This window comes from Embleya sp. NPDC127516 (assembly GCF_044765325.1).
GTDB lineage: Bacteria > Actinomycetota > Actinomycetes > Streptomycetales > Streptomycetaceae > Embleya.
The window spans coordinates 42,651-65,197 of the sequence record NZ_JBIWJT010000051.1 but is presented as its reverse complement, the minus strand read 5'-3'; the positions used below and the strand labels follow the sequence as shown (position 1 = coordinate 65,197).

The 22,547-nt window shown below is 70.9% G+C and carries 21 protein-coding genes; 8 read left to right on the top strand and 13 right to left on the bottom strand.

From position 1 onward, the window contains the following. Positions 1-1,884: AMP-binding protein (locus ACIRL2_RS48590; protein ID WP_402241761.1), on the top strand; the 1,884-nt coding region annotated here is incomplete at its 5' end. Positions 1,885-1,890: 6 nt separating this feature from the next. Then, positions 1,891-2,985, top strand: coding sequence for an ABC transporter substrate-binding protein (locus ACIRL2_RS48585; RefSeq protein WP_395864984.1), 1,095 nt, complete (start codon positions 1,891-1,893; stop codon positions 2,983-2,985). An 88-nt stretch (positions 2,986-3,073) separates the two neighbouring features. Here ACIRL2_RS48585 and panD read toward each other — a convergent pair whose 3' ends face one another. Genes panD through ACIRL2_RS48565 form a run of 4 tightly spaced genes read right to left on the bottom strand, consistent with a single transcriptional unit; the run spans position 3,074 to position 6,443 of the window. After that, positions 3,074-3,496 (bottom strand): aspartate 1-decarboxylase, encoded by a 423-nt coding sequence (gene panD / locus ACIRL2_RS48580; RefSeq protein WP_402241758.1) that lies wholly within the window; start codon positions 3,494-3,496, stop codon positions 3,074-3,076. A gap of 13 nt (positions 3,497-3,509) precedes the next feature. Continuing rightward, a complete protein-coding gene (locus ACIRL2_RS48575) occupies positions 3,510-3,719 on the bottom strand; it encodes an MbtH family protein (RefSeq protein ID WP_395864980.1) in 210 nt (69 codons plus the stop codon). 6 nt (positions 3,720-3,725) lie between these two features. Continuing rightward, a complete protein-coding gene (gene entS / locus ACIRL2_RS48570) occupies positions 3,726-5,072 on the bottom strand; it encodes an enterobactin transporter EntS (RefSeq protein WP_402241755.1) in 1,347 nt (448 codons plus the stop codon). A 3-nt stretch (positions 5,073-5,075) separates the two neighbouring features. Beyond that, positions 5,076-6,443 carry a lysine N(6)-hydroxylase/L-ornithine N(5)-oxygenase family protein gene (locus ACIRL2_RS48565; protein ID WP_402241752.1) on the bottom strand — a complete coding sequence of 456 codons (1,368 nt, stop codon included), beginning with the start codon at positions 6,441-6,443 and terminating at the stop codon, positions 5,076-5,078. Positions 6,444-6,602: 159 nt separating this feature from the next. Here ACIRL2_RS48565 and ACIRL2_RS48560 point away from each other — a divergent pair, with 159 nt between their 5' ends. Next, complete coding sequence (locus ACIRL2_RS48560; protein ID WP_402241750.1) at positions 6,603-7,931, top strand: salicylate synthase; 1,329 nt, start codon at positions 6,603-6,605, stop codon at positions 7,929-7,931. Positions 7,932-8,064: 133 nt separating this feature from the next. On the opposite strand, the gene ACIRL2_RS48555 is transcribed toward ACIRL2_RS48560, so the two are convergent. The 3 genes from ACIRL2_RS48555 to ACIRL2_RS48545 all read right to left on the bottom strand — a co-directional run bounded on the left by ACIRL2_RS48555 (position 8,065) and on the right by ACIRL2_RS48545 (position 11,175). After that, positions 8,065-8,841: an ABC transporter ATP-binding protein gene (locus ACIRL2_RS48555; RefSeq protein ID WP_395865284.1), complete on the bottom strand. Its 777-nt coding sequence runs from the start codon at positions 8,839-8,841 to the stop codon at positions 8,065-8,067. Positions 8,842-9,136: 295 nt separating this feature from the next. After that, complete coding sequence (locus ACIRL2_RS48550) at positions 9,137-10,210, bottom strand: FecCD family ABC transporter permease (RefSeq protein ID WP_395864973.1); 1,074 nt, start codon at positions 10,208-10,210, stop codon at positions 9,137-9,139. Beyond that, on the bottom strand, positions 10,207-11,175 hold the full coding sequence (locus ACIRL2_RS48545; protein ID WP_402241771.1) for a FecCD family ABC transporter permease: 969 nt from the start codon (positions 11,173-11,175) through the stop codon (positions 10,207-10,209). The genes ACIRL2_RS48550 and ACIRL2_RS48545 overlap by 4 nt, the downstream gene beginning before the upstream one ends. Before the next feature lie 236 nt (positions 11,176-11,411). Between ACIRL2_RS48545 and ACIRL2_RS48540 the strand changes: the two genes are divergently transcribed. The 4 genes from ACIRL2_RS48540 (at position 11,412) to ACIRL2_RS48525 (ending at position 16,320) form a co-directional block, all read left to right on the top strand. Further along, positions 11,412-12,263, top strand: coding sequence for a siderophore-interacting protein (locus ACIRL2_RS48540; protein WP_395864971.1), 852 nt, complete (start codon positions 11,412-11,414; stop codon positions 12,261-12,263). A gap of 116 nt (positions 12,264-12,379) precedes the next feature. Continuing rightward, positions 12,380-13,009, top strand: a complete 630-nt coding sequence (locus ACIRL2_RS48535; RefSeq protein WP_402241748.1) for a SigE family RNA polymerase sigma factor — start codon at positions 12,380-12,382, stop codon at positions 13,007-13,009. 644 nt (positions 13,010-13,653) lie between these two features. After that, positions 13,654-14,982 (top strand): hypothetical protein, encoded by a 1,329-nt coding sequence (locus ACIRL2_RS48530; RefSeq protein ID WP_402241746.1) that lies wholly within the window; start codon positions 13,654-13,656, stop codon positions 14,980-14,982. 186 nt (positions 14,983-15,168) lie between these two features. After that, positions 15,169-16,320 carry an erythromycin esterase family protein gene (locus ACIRL2_RS48525; RefSeq protein ID WP_402241744.1) on the top strand — a complete coding sequence of 384 codons (1,152 nt, stop codon included), beginning with the start codon at positions 15,169-15,171 and terminating at the stop codon, positions 16,318-16,320. A gap of 148 nt (positions 16,321-16,468) precedes the next feature. On the opposite strand, the gene ACIRL2_RS48520 is transcribed toward ACIRL2_RS48525, so the two are convergent. Together ACIRL2_RS48520 and ACIRL2_RS48515 are read right to left on the bottom strand one after the other, a co-directional pair. Beyond that, complete coding sequence (locus ACIRL2_RS48520; protein WP_395864964.1) at positions 16,469-17,974, bottom strand: MFS transporter; 1,506 nt, start codon at positions 17,972-17,974, stop codon at positions 16,469-16,471. 203 nt (positions 17,975-18,177) lie between these two features. After that, positions 18,178-18,777, bottom strand: a complete 600-nt coding sequence (locus tag ACIRL2_RS48515) for a TetR/AcrR family transcriptional regulator (protein WP_402241741.1) — start codon at positions 18,775-18,777, stop codon at positions 18,178-18,180. 93 nt (positions 18,778-18,870) lie between these two features. Between ACIRL2_RS48515 and ACIRL2_RS48510 the strand changes: the two genes are divergently transcribed. Next, positions 18,871-19,566: an SDR family NAD(P)-dependent oxidoreductase gene (locus ACIRL2_RS48510; RefSeq protein ID WP_395864960.1), complete on the top strand. Its 696-nt coding sequence runs from the start codon at positions 18,871-18,873 to the stop codon at positions 19,564-19,566. 126 nt (positions 19,567-19,692) lie between these two features. On the opposite strand, the gene ACIRL2_RS48505 is transcribed toward ACIRL2_RS48510, so the two are convergent. The 4 genes from ACIRL2_RS48505 to ACIRL2_RS48490 form a co-directional block, all read right to left on the bottom strand. Then, on the bottom strand, positions 19,693-20,271 hold the full coding sequence (locus tag ACIRL2_RS48505; RefSeq protein ID WP_395864958.1) for a hypothetical protein: 579 nt from the start codon (positions 20,269-20,271) through the stop codon (positions 19,693-19,695). Positions 20,272-20,483: 212 nt separating this feature from the next. Continuing rightward, the gene (locus tag ACIRL2_RS48500; RefSeq protein ID WP_402241737.1) at positions 20,484-20,765 is read right to left on the bottom strand and encodes a hypothetical protein; all 282 of its coding nucleotides are present in this window, start codon (positions 20,763-20,765) and stop codon (positions 20,484-20,486) included. 145 nt (positions 20,766-20,910) lie between these two features. Then, positions 20,911-21,705, bottom strand: coding sequence for a hypothetical protein (locus ACIRL2_RS48495; RefSeq protein WP_395864954.1), 795 nt, complete (start codon positions 21,703-21,705; stop codon positions 20,911-20,913). Positions 21,706-21,961: 256 nt separating this feature from the next. Beyond that, complete coding sequence (locus ACIRL2_RS48490; protein ID WP_402241735.1) at positions 21,962-22,471, bottom strand: hypothetical protein; 510 nt, start codon at positions 22,469-22,471, stop codon at positions 21,962-21,964. Positions 22,472-22,547 lie beyond the last annotated feature (76 nt).

The window sequence follows — 22,547 nt, the reverse complement described above, 5'->3', positions numbered from 1 at the left end:
CTGGTCGAGGGTCACGAAGTGCACGTGTGCGACGAGGAGTTGCGGCGTGACGCGCACGCGCTGACCCGCTATGTGGACCGGCACCGGATCGACGTCGTCAACGTCACCCCCACCTACGCCCAACACCTCCTGGATCTCGGCCTACTCGACGACGACCCGGCGCGGGGCAGCCATCGGCCGTGTCTGGTGTTGTTGGGCGGCGAGGCTGTTTCGGATGCGGTGTGGAATCGGCTGCGCGACACCGAGGGTGTGCTGGGCTACAACCTGTACGGGCCGACCGAGTACACGATCAACACCCTCGGCGCCGGCACCGAGGACAGCGCCACGCCCGCGATCGGGCGACCGATCCTCAACACCGCCACCCACATCCTCGACGACAACCTCCAGCCGGTCCCGGTGGGCGTGCCCGGCGAGTTGTACGTCACCGGCATCGGTTTGGCGCGCGGCTATCTCAACGCCGCCGGACAAACGGCCGCGCGGTTCGTGGCGAATCCGTACGGGCCGCCCGGCAGCCGCCTCTACCGCACCGGCGACCTCGCGCGGCGCCGGCCGGACGGCATCATCGACTATCTCGGCCGCACCGACGACCAGATCAAGATCCGCGGCCACCGCATCGAACCCGCGGAGATCCAGAGCGTGTTGGACACCCATCCCGACGTGCTGCGTTCCGCGGTGGTGCCGAGCGCGGACGGGACCCGGCTGACCGCCTACGTGGTCGGCGTGGTCGATCCGCACACGCTGCGCGCCTGGTCGGCGGCGCGGCTGCCCGACTACATGGTCCCCGGCGCGTTCGTACCACTGGACGTGTTGCCGTTGACCGTCAACGGGAAGCTCGACCGGGCCGCGTTGCCCGAACCGGACTTCGCGGCGGCGGTCACCGCGCGAGGGCCGCGGGACACGGTCGAGGCCGTGCTGTGCCGGGTTTTCGCGGACACCCTGGAACTGCCCCGGGTGGGCATCGACGACAACTTCTTCACCCTGGGCGGGCATTCGCTGCTCGCGGTCCGCCTGGTCGGCGCGATCCGTGCCGCCGGCATCGTGGCCGACCCGGACACAGTCACCGTGGCGCTGGTGTTGACCGCGCCGACGGTCGCCGACCTGGCGGAGCGGCTGCGCGGGCGCACCGGCACGGACGAGTTGACCGCGCCCCTGCTGGCGTTGCGTCCCGATGGTGATCTCGCGCCCTTGTTCTGCGTACACGCCGGATTCGGATTCGCCTGGCCGTACACGACGTTGCTCGCGCACGTGGCGAACGACCGTCCGGTGTACGGACTCCAGGCCCCCATGTTGTCGGGCGCCGCCGCGCCGAACCGGTTCGAGGACGTGGTCGCGGGGCACCTGCGCGCCGTGCGCACGCTCCAGCCGCGGGGCCCGTACCACCTGCTGGGCTGGTCCTTCGGCGGCGAGCTCGCCTTCGCGCTGGCCGCCGAACTGCAGCGCGCGGGTGAGCCGGTGGATCTGCTGGTGCTCGTCGACGCCGAGCCGCCGGTGCCGCGCGCGCATGCCGACGGGGCGGGCGCGGACGGCGGGTTCGACGAGGAAGCCGCGTGGGCGCATCTGCTGCGGGCGACACCGGCCGAGGTGGACTTGGCCGGCGCGCTGGGCGAGGAGGTGGTGGCGGCCCTGCTCCGGACGCGGGTCGCCTACGAACCCCTCGTGCCCGCCGACCCCTACCCGCCCTTCCGCGGCGACGTGTTGTGCGTCGCGGCGCGCGAGAACCGCACGCGTACCGGCCGGGAGGCCTGGACGGCCCATGTTCTCGGCGTGGTCGACGAGTTCGTCGTCGACCACGAGCACGACGATCTGCTGACCTCGGCCGCGGTGGACCAGTGGGGCCCACTCGTACGCCGACGGTCGGACGCGACACACCCAGAGAGGCACTGAAGCATCATGCGAAGAATCGCAGCGCCGCCCTTCGTCCGCCACACCGCCGCCCGCCGCACCGGCCCCGGCCGCCTCGCCGCGGCCGGGATAGCCGTGGCACTCGTGTTCGGCCTCGCTGCCTGTGGCGACGACGACAAGAAGGATGCCTCCGGCGCGTCGCCCGCCTCCGGACCGGCGGCGGCCTCTCCCGGGACGGGCGGCGCGGCGGCGCCGACGTACCCGATCACGATCACCCACAAGCTGGGTACCACCACGATCAAGAAGGCGCCGAAGCGCATCGTCGCGCTGGGCGAGGGGGATCAGGACGCCGCGCTCGCGCTGGCGACCAAGCTCGCCGGCATGGTCGAGACGACCCCGCCGGACGGGGTGGCACCGTGGGCCAAGCCCAAGCTGGCCGGCGACAAGCCGCAGATCATCACGATGGGTGAGAACGGCGCTCCGCTGGAGAAGGTGCTCGCGCTTCAGCCCGACCTGATCCTGGCGAACACCGACTACTGGGTCGAGCAGGAGTACGACAAACTCAGCAAGATCGCGCCGACCACGGCGTTCGAGACCGGCCCCTCGCAGGACAGTTGGCAGCAGGTGACCCGGCAGGTCGGCAAGGCGCTGGGCAAGTCCACCGAGGCCGAGAAGCTGGTGACGGACCTGGAGGCCAAGATCGCCGGGGTGGCCACGAGCCATCCCGCGATCAAGGGCAAGTCCTTCGCACTGACCAACGCGCAGAACGCGGGTACGGTCGCGGTGCTCAAGGACAAGTCGGATACCTCGGTGAAGCTGCTCGCCGGGTTCGGGATGACCTTCCCGGATGCCATCGCCGGCCTGCCCGGGGCCGGATTCGCCGCCGAGTTGAGCATGGAGCGGCTGGACGTGCTCGAAGTGGGCGTGCTGCTGAGCAACTACAACGCGGACGACGCGCTGAAGAAGGCGATCGAGGGCAACCCGCAGTTCGCCAAGCTGAACGTGGTCAAGCGTGGTTCGTACGTCCCGCTGGACTCCAACGATTTCTGGGCCCTGCGCGCGCCGACCCCGCTCGCCGTGGAGTACGTGATCGACAAGATCATGCCGCGCGTGGACGCCGCCGCCCAGGCCGCGAAGGTCTGATCGCGGGCACCGGACGGAAGGTGAAGAGCCCCCGACTCCCGTGCGTCACAAGGGAGTCGGGGGCTCGATCGTTCGAGGTTCGATCGTCTCAGAGTACGGCGACCGTGGTGCCGGCGATCTGTCCCGGCATGCCGGGCACCGGCTCGGCCGGGTCGGTGCCCAGTGCCACGACGCGGTTGTCCGCGTCGACGTGCACCACGTGCGGGCGATGCGTGGCCAGTTCGGCTTCGTCCAGGAGTGCGAACGCCATCACGATGACCAGGTCGCCCGGGTGGATCAGCCGCGCGGCGGCCCCGTTGGCGCCGATCACCCCGCTGCCGCGCGGGCCGGGGATCGCGTACGTGGTCAGGCGCGCCCCGGTGTCGATGTCGACGACCTGGACCACCTCGCCCTCGGTGATGCCGGCAGCGTCGAGCAGGTCCTCGTCGACCGTCAGCGATCCGACGTAGTGCAGGTCGGCCTGTGTCACCCGGGCCCGATGGATCTTGCCACTCAGCAGCGTGCGCAGCACCGGTGCTCTCCGCTCAGTTCTCGGTGGCGGCCACGAGGGAACGCGGCCGCATGTCGGTCCAATTGGTCTCGATGTGTTCCAGGCACTGGGCCCGCGCGGCGGGTCCGTGCTCGGTGTGCCAACCGTCGGGCACGTCCAGGAACGCGGGCCACAAGGAGTACTGGCCCTCGTCGTTGAGCAGGGCCAGGAACGTCCCGGAGTCGTCGTCGAAGGGGTTCGTCACGGCGGGTCAGCCTTTCGTGGTCGTCGATGTCGTCGGCGGCGTGGCGCCGGGGGTGGGGTCTTCGGTCGCGGCGGGGTCGGTCGGGGTCGCCGCCTCCTCGGCCGGTGCGGAGGTCGGTTCCGCGGCCCGCAGCGCGGGCAGCGCGGTGGCGACCGCGAGGACCGCGGCGACACAGGCCAGGCCGCCGGCCACGAGGGTGGCGCCGGGGCCGATCAGGCGGGCGACGCCGCCGGAGAGCGCGTTGCCGGTGGCCGGGCCCGCGGTGGCCTGGGCCAGCCACAGGCTGCCCACCCGGCCTTGGAGTCGGTCGGGCGTGTACTGCTGTAGGAGGGCGCGGCGCAGGATCTCGGAGATGGTGTCGGCGCCGCCGGCCACCGCCAGGACGAGCAGGCCGAGCCACAGGTGCCGGGTCAGGCCGAAGGCGGCGATCGCCGCGCCCCACAGTGCGGCCACCGCGATCAGGGTCACCCCGGGGCGTTGCACCCGCGAGATCCAACCGCCGGCCAGGGCGCCGAGGAAGGCACCCACGGCGGGGGCGGTGTAGAGCAGGCCGACCGCGGTGGGTCCGCCGTCGAAGACCTCGTGGCCCATCTCGGGGAACAGGGCGTACGGCATGGCCAGGACGACGGCCGCCAGGTCGACGAGCATGAGCCCGCGGATGATCCTGTTCCCGCGTACGTGTCGCAGCCCGTCCAGGATGGCTTGCACGGGGTGCTGCGTGGCCGCGATGTCGGCGTCCTCGTCGGGTTCCGGGTGCAGTTGCGGCAGCCGCCACAGCAGGGCCGCGCCGGCCACGAACCCGGCCGCGTCGATCAGGTAGCACACCGCGACCCCCGGGCCGGCGGCGATCAGGCCCGCCAGGCTGGGGCCCACCATCGCGCCGAACTGGGTGGTCAGGGTGAGCAATGCCCCGGCCGCCGCGAGGTGTTCGCGCCCGGCGAGGGCCGGTGTGACGGCCATCAGGGCGGGTGCGCCCAGGCCGCCGGCGATGCCGGCGGCGATGGCCGCGAGGTAGACGAACCACAGTTGGGGCTCGGGTGCGAGGGCGTTGCCGGCCAGCGCGAGCACGACGACCGCGGAGCCCGCACGGGTGGACAGGATGAGCCGGCGCCGGTCGGTGCGGTCGGCCAGTACGCCGCCGGCCAGCAGGCCCACGCACAGGCTGACGCCGATCACCAGGTTGACCAACCCCACGTGCAGCGAGGACTCGCCCAGGTCGTAGACCTGGATGCTCGCGGCGACCGAGGTCAGCGCGGTCCCGAGCATGGACAGCGCGGTGGCGGTGAACAGCAGTCGGAACTCGCGATTGGCCCGCAGCGGGGTGATGTCGACCGCGATGTCGCCCAGGCGCACCGATCAACCCTGCCGGGAGGTGGGGATCAGGCCGTTCGCGATCGCGGTCGGGTTCTCGGTCGCGATCGCGGTGGTGGGGTCCGGGCCGGAGCGCTCGTTGATGGAGGTGAGGATCTCGCCGGCGCGGACCGCGATGTTGGACAGCAGGGTGGAGCCGATGCCGTGGGTGTGCTCGGTGCCGCCTTGGAGGTAGATCCCGGCGCTGAGCGGGGGTTCGGTGACCACCCGGTAGTCGCGGCCGAGGCGGGGGCGTCCGTACTCGTCGCGCGCGCAGGCCCGGGCGGTGTCGCCGAAGAGCGCGAGTCCGTCGCCGGGGCGGTAACCCGTGGCGTAGACGACCACGTCGGCGCGCAGCGTCTCGGTCTTCCCGGTGGGCAGGAACTCGACGTCCACGTGCGCTGCTTCGGGGTCGTCCCGCAGGTCGACGACCCGGGAGGCATGCCGGATGTACAGGCGTTGGCGGCCCTGGACACGCTCCTCGTACACCCGCCGGTACAACTCTTCGATCAGATCGCCGTCCACGACCGAGTAGTTCGTGTTCCGGTGATATTCCGTCAGTTGCCGTTTGACCTGCTCGGGCGCCTCGAAGTAGTGGTCGACGGCCGCGGGGTCGAAGATCCGGTTGGCGAACGGGCTGTCGTCGGCGGGGGAGTAGCCGTAGCGGCTGAAGACCGCGTGCACCTCGGCGTCGGGGAAGCGTCGGTAGAGGTAGTCCGCGGTCTCGGCGGCGCTTTGTCCGGCGCCGACCACCACCGCGGTGCGCACGGTCGTCGGGTCGGTGGCGGCGACGTTGGGCACGAGTCGGGAGTTGTGCCAGACCCGGGCGGAGGCCTCGACTCCCTCGGGCAGGTGCGGCATCAGGCCCGGGGCGAGTACGACGTTGCGGGCGCGGTGGGGGGTGGGATCACCCGCCACGGCGACGTCGAACGCGGTGATCCGGCCGTCGGTGAGGACGGGCTCGATGGCCAACACCTCGGCGCCGTAGCGCACATGATGGGCCACCCGGGCCGCGGCCCATTCGAGGTATCCGTGGAACTCGGCCCGGAGCGGGAAGAACACCTTGTGGTTGACGAAATCGACGAGTCGGTCGATCGAGTGAAGGTAGTTGACGAAGCTGAAGTCACTGGTCGGATTACGCATCGTGGCAAGGTCCTTGAGGAAGGAGACCTGCATCGTCGCGCCGTCCACGAGCATGCCGCGATGCCAGCCGAAGGTGGGCTGTTTCTCCAGGAACAGGGCGTCCACGCGGTGGTCCGACGAGGTGCGCGCGTTGTGTTCCTCGATCGCGACGGCGAGCGCCAGGTTCGAAGGCCCGAATCCGACCCCGATGAGGTCGTGCGTGGTCTTTCCGTCGTGCCGAGAGGAGGTCAACGAGCGTTTCCCTTCTGAGTGGTGGCCTCGAAGGGCACACGAAGCACTATTGCCTTTCAGTAGGGGAGGCTAACCTAACCTCGCGCGATGTGACCAGGGCCGTGGATCAATAGGTTAGCCTTGCCTAACCTGTCACTGTGCCGAATCGCGGAGGCTGTCGTGTCCGACTACGTCGAGCGGGAACTCCCTTTGTCCGAAGATCCTTTGGACCTGGCCGCAGCGTTGGCCGAGGCATCGTCGAGCATCGTGGGCAGCCGTGCGCATGTGGTCTACGAGCGGGACGACGAATGGTGCGTGGGCCTGGGGGTGCTCGTCGAGGTCGTGGTGACCAAGCACGAGGTCCGCTGTAGCGGCGGTGGCGGTGGTGACAGCGTGCGGTCGTGGGTCGACTCGCCGCTGCCGGCGGTCGACGAATTCCTGCGCGGGGCCCCGGTGTCACACTGGCGCGCGTATGGGTGGGCCGGGTTCGAGTTCGCCTATCTTCAGGCCGGCATGCCGGAACTGGTGGGTGATGAACCGTTGTTGCACCTGTTCGTTCCGCGCATCGAGGTACGCCTGAGGCAGGGCCGGGCACGAATACGCGCCGTCGACGCCGAGGAACTCGTGGCGGTCAGCGCGCTGTTGGCCGCGCATCGACCGGCGCCGCGCAAGGATCCGGTGTCTCTCGACGTCGCGGCCGGCGGCGCCGGCGAGTACCGCTCGGCGGTCGGCGCGGCGGTGGACGAGATCCGCGCACGGCTGCTGCGCAAGGTCATCCTGTCCCGGACGGTCGAGGTGCCCACACCGGTGGACATGGTCGGCACCTACCTCGCCGGGCGGCGCGGAAACACGCCCACCCGCTCGTTCCTGCTCGACCTGGGCGGTGTGTGTGCGACCGGCTTCAGCCCCGAGATCGTGGTGTCCGTGGACGCCGATCGCAACGTCGGCACCCAGCCGCTCGCCGGAACCCGCGCGCTCGGCGGCGGGGAGGCGGCCGACCTGTCGCGACGCGACGACCTGCTCAGCGATGCCAAGGAGATCTACGAGCACGCCATCTCGGTCAAGGTCGCCTACGACGAACTGGTGCCGCTGTGCGACCCGGGCACGGTGATGGTCACCGACTACATGTCGGTCAAGCCGCGCGGCAGCGTGCAGCACCTGGCATCGTCACTGGTGGGCCGGCTCGCGCCCGGCATCGGATCGTGGGACGCGTTCGCGGCGCTGTTCCCCGCGGTGACCGCGTCGGGCGTGCCCAAACCGGCGGCGTACCGCGCGATCCGGCGACACGAGACGGGTCCGCGCGGGCTGTACAGCGGCGCGGTGTTGACCATGGACCACGACGGGACGCTGGACGCGGCCCTGGTGTTGCGCACGCTCTTCCGGCGCGACGGCAGGACGTGGCTCCAGGCGGGCGCCGGCATCGTGGAACAGTCCGAGCCCGGGCGCGAGTTCGAGGAGACTTGCGAGAAGCTGCGCTCGGTGGCCGGCTACCTGGTGCCGGCGCACTGAGCGACGGGCGTCTTCGACGGGTGCGACAGGCGTGCCTTCGCGCCGCCGGGGATGCCGAGCGGCGCGAAGGGCGGGCATGGTGTTCCGCCGGGTGGGGAGGGGGCCTCGCCGACGACGCGTGTTCGACGTGGTTCTAGCGACGGCCCCCGACCGGGATTACCAGTGGTGTGCCCGCGATGGGGCACTCGATCACCGCCGCGCGCAGGTCGAACACCTCGCGCACCAGCTCCGGCGTGACCACCTCGGCGGGCGGCCCGGACGCGACCACCCGGCCGTCGCGCATCGCGATCAGGTGATCGGCGTACCGGCACGCGTGGTTGAGCTCGTGGATGACCATCACCACGGTCCGGCCCTCGGCCCGGCCCAGTTCGGCCACCAGCTCCAACACGTCGACCTGATAGGCCAGGTCCAGGTAGGTGGTCGGTTCGTCCAGCAGCAACACGGGGGTGTCCTGGGCCAACGCCATGGCGATCCATACCCGTTGGCGCTGCCCGCCGGAGAGCTCGTCGATGCCTCGACCGGCCAGCGCGTCCACACCGGTGGCCTTGAGCGCCGCGTCCACGACGGCGTCGTCGGAGGAGGACCACTGCCGCCACCACCGCTGGTACGGAGTGCGACCGCGCGCGACCAGATCGCGCACGGTGATGCCCTCGGGCGCGGTCGGGGACTGTGGCAACAGCGCGAGCCGTTGGGCGAAGTCCCGCCCGGACAAACGGGAGACGCTCTCGCCGTCGAGCAGGACGCTGCCCTGACGCGGTTTCAGCAACCGGGCGAGGGCGCGCAGAGCGGTCGACTTCCCGCACGCGTTGGGCCCGACCAGGGCGGTCACCCGGCCGGCGGGGATGTCGAGGTCCAGGTCCCGGGCGACGATGCGTTCGCCGTAGCCGAGGGTGATGCCTTCGGCGGTCATCCCGGGGGCGGCGGTCGTCCCGGGGGCGCCGGAGGCGTTCCTCGACGGAGCGGAGGGAGGGGCGGCGTCCGGCGCGCCTTTCTTCGTCGCCGGTTCGGTGTGCCGCGTCGTGTTCCCGGACTGCGCGGACTGCGCGGCCTGCGCGGCCTGCCCGGTCGAACCGGGCCGCTCGGCCGGTTCGATCGGCGCGGACGGCTCGACCGTTCCGACCGGTCCGGCGAGTTCGGCCTGCGCGGTCGCCTCCGTGTCGTCCGGGTGATCCGTCTGCTTCGTCTGCTCCGGCGCGGAACCCACGTCAGCCTCCCTTTCCGGCCCGGTTGTTCCGGGCGAGCAACCACAGCAGGTACGGCGCCCCGACGGCGCCGGTGACGATGCCGACCGGGAGTTCGTTGGTGAACGCGGTGCGGGCCACCACGTCCGCCACGACCACCAGGGCCGCGCCGACGAGACCGCTCACCACCAGGGGCAGCCCGGGGGTGCCGGCCAGTCTGCGGGCGATCTGCGGGGCGGCGAGCGCGACGAAGACCACCGGTCCCGCGCACGCGGTGGCCGCCGCCGTCAGTCCCGTCGCCAGCACGAGCAGCGCGATCCGCGAGCGGGTGACCGGCATGCCCAGGCTCGCGGCGGTGTCGTCGTCGAACTGGAGCATGCGGTACGGCCGTGCGAGCGCGATCGTCGCCGGCACCAGCACCACGAGCGCATAGCCCAACCAGCGCACGTGGGTGTACTCGCGCCCGTCCAGGCTGCCGGTCAACCACGAGGTGGCCCGGGTCGCGGTGTTCACGTCGACGCGCGCGAGCATCCAGCGGGTGAGCGCCGCGAGCATGCCGTTGACCGCGATGCCCACGAGCACGAAGCCGTACCCGGAGATGGTGCCGCCGCGAAACGCCAACAGATAGATGGCGGCGGCCGTCGCGAGCGCGCCGACCAGGGCGCCGAAGGGCACCGCGCCGTAGGTCGTGGACTGCGTGGTGCTCACACCGCCCAGCAGGATCGCCAGCACCGCGCCGGCCCCGGCGCCGGCCGTGATCCCGATCAGGTCCGGCCCGGCGAGCGGATTGCGGGTCACGGCCTGGAAGACCGCCCCGGCCATCCCGAGCGCGAATCCGACCAGCACTCCCACCAGGGCCCGTGGGAGCCGGAGTTCGTGCACGACCAACTCGGCGTCGGCGGGACCCGCGCCGAACAGCCCGGTGACCACGTCGCGCCACGGCAGGTGATAGTCGCCCAGTGCCAGCGACGCGATCAGGCCGACGAAGACGAGCACCGTCAGGCCGACGGCGGCGGCAAGCGTACGCGGGCGCACGGCGAACCCCAGCGGCCCTCGCTCCCAACGCAGGACGCGCGGTGCGGGATCGGCAGTCTTCATCCGGTGTGTTCCCCGATCCTTCCGCGCCTGACCAGATATATGAGGAAGGGCGCCCCGAGGAAGGCGGTGACCACGCCGACTTCCACCTCCGTGGGCCGTGCGATCACCCTCCCGACCACGTCGGCGACCAGCAACAACACCGCACCGGCCAGCCCCGAACACGGCACCAGCCAGCGGGCGTCGGGCCCGGTGAAGGCCCGCAGCACATGCGGCACCACCAGACCGACGAAGACGATCGGCCCGGCGGCGGCGACCGCGGTCCCGGTCAGCAGGACGACCACGAGCGCGCCCAGCGCCCGGGTGCTGCCCGCCCGCGTGCCGAGTGTGGTGGCCAACTCGTCGCCGAGCGCCAGCGCGTTGAGCCGACCGGTCAGACTCAGCGCGAGGCAGATCCCGACCACGACGAACGGCATTAGAAACAAGGTGGTTTCGCTGTCCCGGCCGGCGAGCGAACCGACCGCCCAGGAGCGGTAGCGGTTCAGCGAGTCGGGGTCGGTCAGCACGAGCGCGCCGGTCCCGGCCTCCAACAGCGCGCTGACCGCGGCCCCCGCGAGCGCGAGCTTGGCGGGTGTCGCGCCACCCACGCCCGCGCCGCCCACCAGGTAGGCGATCGCGCCCGCGATCGCCGCGCCGAGGAAGGCGAACCACAGGTGGCTGTGCGATCCGGTCAGTCCGAGCAGTCCCACACTCGCCGCGACCGCGAACGCCGCACCCGCGCTGACCCCGATCAGACCGGGGTCGGCCAACGGGTTGCGGGTCACGTTCTGGGCGACGGCGCCGGCCACCCCCAGCGCGACGCCCACCAGGAGTCCCAGGAGCGTGCGCGGCACCCGCAGATCGCGAATCAGCCCGGCGTCACCGGTGCGTTCGCCGCCCAGCATGGCGAGCACCTCGCTCGGCGCGACGTTGCGCGTGCCGATCGCCAGGGACGCGAACAGCGCGCCGAGCAGCAGCACGGCCAGCATCGCGAGCAGCCCGACACGCGAGGAACGACCGGGCGCGGCCCGGGCGTCGGACGCGGCGACGGCGGACGGGGCATCGGGGGAATCGACCCGGAGAGACACCCCAGTAAGGTAAGGCATACCTGAAAGACTTGCCCAGTACGCCCGGTTGCGACGCCGTGCCGCCGGGCGTCGCGCACGCATACCGATTCCGACCCGAGGCGCCGAGCAATCGGGACCGAACGACGAGGGGGCATCCCATGGCGCGAGACGACCAGGCCGGCGACACCCGTGACCGTGCCGGGCGATCGCCGATTCGCACCTGTCTGGCCACGGTCGTGCGGTCGGCCGAGGTGACGCCGAGAATGTTGCGGTTGACGCTCGGCGGAGACGAGTTGCGTACGTTCGAGGGCGGAAGGCAGGCCGACGAACGGGTCAAACTCTTCTTCCCGCCTCGGGGCGAACGCATACCGGTGCTACCCGAATTCGGCCCCGAGGGTCTGGTCCATCCCGCCGGCGCGACGCCGCCGCACGCGCGCAACTACACCGTGCGGCGCTTCGACCCGGCCGGGCCCGAACTCGACATCGACTTCGTGATCCACGGCCACGGCCGAGCCGTGGAATGGGCCCGCGAGGCCCGACCCGGCGACGTGCTCGGGATAGCCGGCCCGGCGGTCGGTACGCTCCCGCCCGCCGACGCCGACCAGTTGTTGATCGCCGGGGACGAAACGGCGCTGCCCGCCGTGGCCTCGATCCTCGAACGCCTCACCCCCGGCACGCGCGCGCACGTCTTCGTCGAGGTCGCCGACCGCTTCGAGGAGCAGCCCCTGAGCGCGGCACCGGGCACCGACGTGCGGATCCGATGGTTGCACCGGGACACCTCGGCCGACCCCGACGACGATCAATTGGCCGACGCGGTTTGTGAATTCCCCTGGCCGGACGGCACCGTGCACGCCTGGGTCGCCGGCGAGGCGCTCACCGTGCGCACCATCCGTCGCTACCTGCGCAACGAACGCGGTCTGAACCGGGACACCCTGCACGCGGCCGGCTACTGGCGCCGAGGCAAGACGGTGGAGGAGTGGCTGAACGAGCCCCAGGACGCGGACGCCTGATCCCGCACGGGCGTCCTCCCCGCGGGGATTCCGGCCCGAAGAGATTTCCGACGAAGGTGTTATCAAAACCCGGGGCTCGTGGCGTTTCTCGTGTGACGTCAACGTGTGGAGGGTCCATGTCGGGAAGCAAGGCCGCGGCTGCGGACTTCGAGGAGTTCGCGCACGCGCGCAGCGGGCAATTGCTGCGCACCGCCTGCCTGCTCACCGGCGACTGGCACATGGCCGAGGACCTGGTCCAGGAGACCTTCGGGAAGTTGTTCCCGCGCTGGAACCGGGTGAGCGAGATGGACGCGCCCATGGCGTACGCGCACCGGACGCTGGTCAGAACGTTCCTGTCCGTCCGGCGACTCAAACGCTGGTCGGAATATCCCGCCGAGGAACTCCCGGACGCGCACGCGCCCGACGGCCAGGACATCGAGCTGCGCCTGACTCTTCTGGAAGGTCTGGCGCGACTGTCCCCGGACGACCGCGCGGTACTGGTGTTGCGCTACTGGGAGGACTACGCCGCGCTGTTCCCCGCCGCGATCGCGGTCGCCGCGGTGGAGGTCGTGCTCACCCGACGGCCCGGCACCGACGCGGCCCGACGCCGCGGTGTCGCCGCCGTCGCCGGGTTGTGGCCGCGCGTACGGCGTTGCCGGCGGCATCCGCTGGTCGTCGTGGCGGCGCTGCTGGTCGCCGCGCAGTACTGCTGGCGCGCCGCACTGGCCGTGTTCCTGGGCCCGTTGGACTTCGACGGACTGTGGTAGCCACCTGCCCGGACCCGCGCTGTGGCTCCAACAGGGCCATGTGGGACACACCCCGCAGGTGTTGTGGGCCGACGTGTACCCGCAAGGGCAGGAACTGCTCACCGGCTTCAGCGGCGCGTTCCTGGGCGACACCCGACTCGGTTGGGCGTCCGGACTGCCCTTCCTCGCCCTGGGCGCGCTCGCCACGGCCGGGCTCGCCCGTACGGCCGGCGCCCGCCGCGCGCACGCCGTACTCGCCGGTCTCGGCATCCTGGCGATCCCCGCGGTGTTCCTGGAAGCCTCCACCACCTACGTGGACTTCGCCACGGCCGCGACCACACTGACCGCGCTGCACCTGACGCTCGACCTGCACCCGGCCGTCGTGGACGCGATGCGGCGCGGCGAGGACGCGACGCGCTGTCTGCGTTACCGGGTGCCGATGGTCGGGATCGCGCTGGGGACGGCGATCGGCGTCAAGTCCTCGAACCTGTTGACCGCCGCCATGGTCGGCGTTCTGGTCGTGGTGCAGACCTGGCGTGTGGTCGGTGCGCTGCGGCGCTCGTTGCCGCCCGGCCCCGGGTCCGCGCCGGTCACCCGCGCCGCCCGGCTGCGCGGTCACGCCGCCGCCGCCCGCGTGGCGCTGCCGAACGCGGCCGTGCTGGGGTGTGCCCACACTGGCGCTGGGCGGCTACCGGTACATCCGCACCTGGCTCAGATACGGCAACCCCTTCCACCCCTTCACGATGCTCGGCTTCCACGGGAAGGGCACCGTCGACGAACTGATCATCGTCCACAACACGGCATGGGTCGTGCGCGGCGAGAGCAAGCTCCGCGCCACGTGGCACTCGTGGACCTTCGACCGTGAACGCGTGGCCTACACGTACGATCAGCAACCCGGCGGATTCGGGCTGCAATGGATCTACATCCTGCTCCCGGTCGTGCTCGTCGCCATCGCCCTGTTCGTGCGCGGGCGCCGCTTCGACCTGTTGTGGGGACTGCTGCTCCCGGTGGTCGTGCACGGGTTGGCGTCCCCGGCGCCGTGGTGGGCCCGCTACCAGTTGATCGTGCCGGCGGTGGGCTGTGTGTGCCTGGCGGCGGTGCTGACCGCGGTGGCGGAAGGGCCGCGTGGCGGGCGGGACCCCGGCGGCCCACCCGATCCGCGCGTCCGTCGTGCGGTGCTGCCGTCGGTGCCGCCGCTGTGGCGAAGGTGTGTGGCCGGGCTGGTCGCGGGCGCGTTCGTCGCGACGACGGCGGTCTCGATGTGGTGGGCGACGCAGCCGACCAACACCTGGGTCGGCGACCGCGCGTCGGCGCGGCGCGCGGACGTCCGCGAGACGATCGACCTGATGCGCGACCCGGACCGGGACGAACGCATCCTGCCCACGGCGTCCTACGCCGGGATGAATCGTGTCCCCGACGGCCGGACCGTGGCCTTCACCGAGTACACCCACCAGCGCTTCGTCAACCTGATGCTGGGCGAACGCGGGCAACGACGGGTCGCCAACCTGGGCGAGCCGCGTGACGTCCCGGACTTCACCCGCCGACTGCGTGCCTCCGGCGCCCGGTACGTGCTGCTGACGGTCGCCGGGCGGGACCGCGACCTGCTGCTCGCCGTCCTGCGCGACCGCGCCCACTACCGTCCGGTGGTGCGCGCGGGAGGTGGGGTCGGCTGGTCCGCCGGCGGACTCGGCGGCGCGGAACTCTTCGAAGTCGGCGATTTCACCGGCAGCGTGTGCGGCCACCGTGCGCCCCGACTGGTTGCCACGAAGCGGGCACCCGACACGATCGCCGTCTCGTTCCGGGACGCGTGCGCGGCACCTTTGTTCGAGGTCGAGGTGGTGCTCGTGAACGCGGGCGGGGAGGCCGTCCGGGCCTGGACCGGCCGAGAAGGCGAGGCCGTCCTGCGCGTGCCGTCCGACCTCGCCGGGAAACCGCTGCTCGTGCGGTTCGCGGGAGACGGGTACTACGAGGGTGGGGAGGCGACGGTGGACTGATGGTCGGGGCCGGGGCGCGGCCGGCGCCGGTGGCGGGACGGCTTGCGGAGTGGGGAGCCGTGCCGGCGCCTCGGTCCCGGGTATCTCCGGGTGTCGGGTACTTGTCGAATTCGACCGAAGGAGTACCCGAGTCCTGGGTCTGGCGGACGAGGCGCCGGCCGCTAACCGTTGTCTAGCGTCGGAGTCATGAAATCAGACGATGTGTACCCATCCTGTGAGATCGAGGCCCCGGCGATCTCGCCCCGACACGGGCCGGGTGCGACTGTGGCCCTCGGCCTGGTTCCGGACCCGCCGCCGGCGCGCGGCACCGTCACCGTCACCGGGGCGCCGGGGTGGGTCACCACCGGTGCCGCGCCGCCCAAAGACTCCGCTGCGGCGCGCGGTGACCCGGCGGCGGCCCTGGCTCACTCCGCGCATGCGCTGGGCAGTACCCTGCCGGGCGGCTCCGAGGCGGATCTGCGGGCGTTCGACACGATGATCGGCGGCGCGGACGTGGTCGGCGTGGGCGAGGCCACGCACGGTTCGAGCGAGTTCTGCACCGTCAAGCATCGCCTGTTCCGGCACCTGGTCGAACGCCGCGGTTTCCGGAGCCTCGTCCTCGCGGTCCACCGGGATGCGGGGGTCCGCCTGGACGCGTGGGTGTTGCACGGCACGGGCCATCTGAGGACGATCATGGACGAAGAGTTCCGGGCCGGTGACAGTGCGTGGAACACCACCGAGACGCGGGACCTGTTGCGGTGGATGCGGGTGTGGAACGTACGCCGGCCCGACAGTCCGGTCCGGGTGGCCGGGAACGGCCTTGACTGCGCGTTCGACATCGCCGACGAAGCGGCGCGGCGGTACCGCGACCGGGTCGCCGCCGACTACACCCTGTGGTGGCAGCGCCACACCGGCACGCGGGTCTTCCTCTCCGCCCACAACGCGCAGATCGCCGGCGAGGGCCGGGCCGGGACCGGGACCCAGGGGCGCATCCTGCGCGAACGTCTCGGGGCCCGCTACGTCAACGCCGGATTCACCTTCGGCCAGGGATCATTCAACGCGATCGACCAGAACGCCCCCGGCGCACCGTGGCGTCGCTTTACGATCGGCCCGCCCGCCACCCGCGCCGGCGAGGACGTCCTGGAGAGAGTCTCCCGACGTGACTGGTACCTCGACACCCGCGCCGCGGCCCCGGGCGTCGCGCACGACTGGATCGAGGCCGCGCACCCCATCCGCAGCCTCGGCGTCGTCTGGCCCTGCGACGAGTACGAGAACACTCGGCTGCGCGCGAGCTACGACATCCTCATCCACCTGCACCACATCGGCGCTACCCACCGGCGCGCCGGCAACTCGACGTGACGAGTGGATGGGTCGGGGCCCGGGTGGGGCTTCGGCAGCGCTCCCGGCCCCCGTCTTCGTTGCCGTCTCCGTACCCGCTTCCGCTCCTGCTTCGGCTTCCGAGCGTGCGTCCGTCGATGGGGGAGGCCGGGGGTGAACAGGACCGGCCTCAATCGGCCGCCGAGCCGCGGTCGACCGAGGAGATCGGCGGGGCGATGTCCTCGAGGGAGCGCCCTTCGGCGTTGATCGCGAGGAATCCGGCGACGATGCCGGCGGCCAGCATCAGACCCGCGCCGATGCAGAACGCGAGGACGGTGTCCGCGACATCGCCGGACTTGGTCAGGTCCGAGAAGACCAGGGGCCCGGCGATTCCGCCCGCCGCGGTACCCACCGCGTAGAACAGCGCGATGGCCGATGCCCGGGCCTCCATCGGGAAGATCTCCGAGACGGTCAGGTAGGCACTGCTCGCGCCGGTGGAGGCGAGGAACAACACGACGCACCAACACGCGGTGAGCGTGGTCGCGTTCAGGTGTCCCGCTCCGAACAGCCAGGCGGTGACGAAGAGCGCGAGCGCGCTGCCGACATAGGTCGAGGTGATCATCACGCGTCGTCCGACCGTGTCGAACAACGGCCCCAGCAGCAGCGGACCGAGCAGGTTGCCGACGGCGATCACGGCGAAGTAGTAGCCGGCACGGTTGCTCGGCACGTCGTAGAAGATTTCCAGGATCGACGCGAAGCCGAAGGTGATGGCGTTGTAGAGGAATGCCTGGCCGATGAACAACGACAGGCCCAGGACCGAACGACGCGGATGGTCCCGGACCACGCTGCGCGCGATCGCGCCCAGACCCGCCGCCTTGCCGGTGTCGATGGTCAACTCGCCCTCGGGATCCGGCAATGCGCGCTTCTCGCCGGTGCTTCGCGCGCTCTCGGCCACCACCTCCTCCTCGGCCTCGGCGACCAGGCGTTCGGCCTGGTCGCCACGGCCGTGCAGGTAGAGCCAGCGCGGTGATTCGGGGACGTGTCGGCGGACCAACAGGATGACCAGGCCGAGCACGACGCCCAGCGCGAAGGTCAGACGCCAGCCGATGTCGGCGGGGAAGATCGAGGTGTCGAGCATCACCACCGACAGCAGCGCGCCGCCGGCGGCTCCGGCCCAATAGGTGCCGTTGACGGCGAGATCGACCCGGCCTCGGTAGCGGGCCGGCATGAGTTCGTCGATGGCGGAGTTGATGGCCGCGTACTCGCCGCCGATGCCCAGGCCGGTGATGAACCGAAAGAGGAAGAACATCCAGGCCTGGACGGACAGGGCGGTCAGCGCGGTGCCCACGAGGTAGACGGCGAGCGTGACCATGAAGAGTTTCTTGCGGCCGAATCGATCCGTCAGCCACGCGAAGAACAGCGCACCGACACACGCCCCCGCGACGTACATCGCGGCGGCCGGCCCGGTGACCTGAGCCGCCGTGATGTCGAGCCCACTGTCCGACTCGGACAACCGGCCGGCGACGTTGCCGACCACGGTGACCTCGAGGCCGTCGAGGATCCACACCGTGCCGAGGCCGATCAGGATGCGCCAGTGCCACCATGACCACGGCAACCGGTCCAGGCGGGCGGGAACATCGGTGGTGAGGGTTCTGCGCTCGTCCGACGCGCTGCCCGGGGTTGTCGCACTGGTCATGATCGCCGTCCTCCGATCGGGTCGCCTTCGCGGCTGCCCCGCCCCGACTCGGGAAAACCCCCACGAGGGCACCGGGCTTCGTGTCGCGACCCACCCGGCATCCTCCTACTCCGGTGCCACCAGGGGCCGTTCGCGGCCTCGCCGAGCGCACGGGAGCAGAGGGAGCCCGCGTTCACGCCCCGCCGGCGTCGCCCTGGTGATGCTCAATGTGAGCGAGGTTTGAGGAGTTCCTCGGTGAGGGTGTTCAGCAGTGCACGGGAGAGGGGCGACCGGGTCAGGGCGCGGTAGACGATCGGGCCGATGAGGGCGTCGATGGTGTCGTCGGGGTTGAGGGCGGGGGAGATCTCGCCTGCGTCGATGGCGTGTGTGAGCATGGCGCGTTCCCGCTCGCGGCGGGGGTCGAGGTAGCGGCGGTGCAGGCTTTTGGCCGCGTCGGGGTTGTGCTGTGCCTCGGCGATGAGTGCGAGCAGGACTTTGCCGGCGGGGTCGTCGGTGACGAATCGCGCGAAGTCGCCCACGTAGCGGCGGATGTTGTCCGCCGTGGGCGTTTCCGTCGGGACGGGAAGACGCTTTTCGCTGTCCTCGATGAGTGTGTCGAGGAGGATCTCGACCTTCGAGGGCCACCAGCGGTAGATCGTCTGCTTGGCGACGCCGGCGCGGCGCGCGATCGCCTCGACGGTCAGCGCGCCGAAGCCGTGTTCGACGAGCAGATCGTCCGCGGCATGGAGCACGGCAAGGCGCGCGACCTCGTCGCGCCGGTTGCCGGAGTGCGTCCTGCGGGGCTGGGGGCCGGCGGCGGGCATGCGGGACACGGTACCCGTCCGGCGGCGGCAAAAATCTTGCCTAGACGCAACGTCGCGTCTATGTTGGAATCCGCTCACCGAGAAGGAGTCGATATGTCCGTCACGTCCAATCGCCAAGCTCTCGTCATCGGAGCCTCCCGAGGGTTGGGACTCGTCCTCGCCAACGAGCTCGCTCGACGCGACTGGCGGGTCACCGCCACCGCGCGCCGCAGCGGCGGGGAACTGCAAGCGAACGCCGATGCCTCGAACGGACTTCTCGAGGTCGAATCACTGGAGATGACCAGCTCCGAGGAGTTGGCCGCGCTGCGCGAGCGCCTGGCCGGCCGGCGACTCGATCTGCTCTTCGTCAACGCCGCGATCGACCGAGGCAACCTGCCGATCGGCGAGGTCCCGACCGACATGTTCACCGAGGTGATGGTCACCAACGCGTTGAGCCCGCTGCGCACCCTGGAGGCCCTCCGCGACCTCGTGGTGCCCGGCGGCACCGTCGCGGTCATGTCCTCCGAGCAGGGCAGCATCACGCGGAACACCGAGGACGGCTACGACCTGTACAAGGCCGGCAAGGCCGCGCTCAACCAGCTCATGCGCAGCTACGCCACCCGCTATGCCGACGACGGCCGGACCAAACTGCTCATCGACCCCGGCCACAACCGGACCCGGCTCGGCGGACCCGACGCGCCCCTCGCCGCCGAGGAGAGCATCCCGGCCGTCGTCGATGTGCTGGAGGCGCAAATCGGCGCCCCCGGCCTGCGGTTCCTGGATCGGCACGGCGAGACCGTGCCGTGGTAGAGCGCCAGGGCACGGTCCACAGTCGGCGAAACGGCGGCAGGCTCATCCGGATCACGCGGGTCACGCGGATCACGCGGATCACGCGGATCACGCGGGTCACGCGTTGATCCGTTGAGCCTGCCGTCGTCACCCGGTGATCTTGCGGCGGCGGTGGTAGGCGATGGTGGCGATGGCCAACAGCGGACCCCACAGGAGAAGAGGGGCGTAGGCGGCGGTCATCAACCAGTAGTAGCCGCCGTCGGGGGAGTCGGGGTGGCCCATGTTGTCGGGGTCGTTCCAACCGATGGCGCCGAAGACGGTGATCAGGGTGACCAGGACGGCGCCTGTCGCGGCGGGGATCACCGCGGCCGGGCGCGGAATACGGCGGCCGCCCAGCCACGGGACCCAGCGCGGCATCACCTCGCCCCAGCGCTGGACCAGGCCGAGGGCGAGCAGACCTACGAGTTCGGCGAAGATGCTCAGGCCGATCAAGTAGAACGAGTACTTGCCGGGGTAGTTGGACTGGTGGAGCGGATCGCCCGCGGCGAACCCGCTCGGCATGCCGAAGGCGATCGCGGTGCGCCACAGGCCGGTCGGCAGGAGAGTGAGCGCGGCTCCCTTCGCGGCCCAACGGGCCCGGCGGGAGACGACCGGGCGGGCGGGCGACTCAAGGGCGACGCCGCCGGCGGGCGACTCGGTGGGTCGGGCGATCGTGGCGGCGGTCATGTCTGCGTCCTTTTCGGGAGTCGTTCCTGCGGTGCCTCAACCTTCGTCGGTGGGTGGGGTGTTGGACATCCGCCGATCGGGAGACCGCGTGGGACGACATGCGGGGTGTCTGACCCGATCGGCAGAGGCCGGCGAAGGACTTCGACCACCTACTGCGCTGGAACGTCAGGGACCGCTCTCGACCTCCTCCTCGTACTCCTCTGCGATGTCGGCTATGCGCGCGGGTGTCTCCGGCGGCCGGTCACCGCCACCTTGGTGGCAAAGCCGTACAAGCGCGCGACGGCCCGGACACCCTCGGGAAGCTCGGCGTCCCAGCTTCCTTCGTGCTCCTTCGTCAGTCGGCCGATCTCTGTTCGCAGTGCCTCGCGTCGGTCCTTCCGCACCTCGCGTGTCAGGCGCAGTTCCAACGCGATCAGGCTGCCCCGGGCGTCGCCCCGCTCCAACAGCACATCGCTGTAGGCACGCCAGGCGGCGAGGGTCGTCCGAGTCTGCACGCAGTAGTTGTTCCAACGGCGTTGTTCTCAACCGAAACTACCTATGGGTGGCTGCCGACAATCGACGACCACGCGTGCCTGGTGCCCACCCCGGGCCTGGCCGGGCCTGGGCCCGGGCCGGGCCCTCGTCCTCGCCCGGGTTCGGTCATCGAGCCAGTGAGGGGTTCGGGGAGATTCGTTCGGGGGTGGGTGTGCGTCCTCCCGGTGGGCGGGGGCGTCGTGTGCGGCGGGGCCGGCGGCGGCCCATGCGCATCGGGGAATCCTGGTTTCTGATGCGCTCCAGCCGTGCCGTCTCGTCGCGGTCGCCTCCGGAGCCGTAGGGGCCGGTGAGCGGGACGGGATGGCGGAGCGGGTCGGACAGCGCGACGAGGAAGGGCAACTCTTCGTCCCGGCTGTCGGGTTGCTCGAACTCCATGTTCCAGCCCTTCACCACCAGGACCGGCCCGGACTGCTCGCATCGGGTGTAGTCGATCAGGCCGGAAAGGTCCTCGATGGTGGGCACGCCCTTTGCCTCCGACGGCAGACGCCCTCGCCGGTACGCCTGCCGCTCCTGTGCGGACGCGCCTTCGTATGCCGGCACCTTCACGCTCCAATAGGCGTGAATCGCCTGCCACAACACCGATTCGGGTGCGGTGACGAGGCCGTCGGTCCAGTGCCGGCCGCTGCCCACCTCGAAGCTCAGGAAGCCGCCCTCCCAGCTGTTCGGCTTGATCTCGGCGATGCCACGGGCGCCGGAGTCGTCGAAGCCGAGCAGGTGGTGCGGGACATCGATGTAGAGGGCGAGTCCCTTGTCGAGCATCGTCCGCTCGAACCGCCGCCGACCGGAGGTGACGTATTCCTTGTGCCGATCGGCCAGTTCCGGGCAGCCGGCCACCGCCTGTTCGTAGCCGGTGACCGTATCCGAACGCCCGGTCCACTCGCCGTACAACTGAATGATCACGCGTGACTCCCCACCTCAGCGCGATAACCGACGGAAGTCACCCAATCACTATCCGCGAACACCTCGCAGGTAGGTTTTACGCCAAGCTCCGGGCTTCCCCAGGTGATCCGGCCGCACGTGGCCGGTTGTCGATCCCTCCGGTCGATCCCTCCGGTCGACTCCTCTTGTGGATCCTTCTCGTCGATCCCTCTGCTCGATCTGTCGGAGTCGGGCCCGGGGTTTGGTTGTTCGCCGGGTGAGCCCGCATGCGGTGCGTCTATTCGATTCCTTGGTCCCGCCGTCCGCATTCGGATTCCTGGAGGCGCTCGATCAGCGGTTCGGTGGAGGAGTCTTCGGGCACGGTGGTGGTGGAGTCGCGGGTGACCGGGCTCGTTCGGGGCCAGGCGTCGAGGGCGTAGAGGATGTCGAAGTCCTCCAGGTCCATCCAGCCGATGGCGTGGTCGGGGTCGTGTTCGGCGTCGCCGATCCGGACGGCCGCCGTGCCCTCATGGGGATGGATGCCGCCGGCGCGGCGGACGGCGAGGATACGGACCCGGCCCGGGGAGAAGTCGGAGGTGGGAGCGAACTCCTCGCGTAGGCGCCAGGTTTGCCCGGGTTCGACGATCAGCCACGGCGAGCGGTCGGCGAGGCGCTCGCACGCCGCGCGGGTGGCGGCCTCGCGGCTGAGGAGGTCCTCGGTCATGAAGGTGTCGATCCATGCGTTGACGAGGGCGCCTGCGGCCTGGGCACCGAGGACCTGGTCGACGGGCTTGTCGTTGGGGTTCATTGGATCTCCTGGTGGGATGCCTTCGGTGAGGGTGTCGTGGGACGGCTGGTGAGCGGTCGGCGGCGGATGCCGTGAA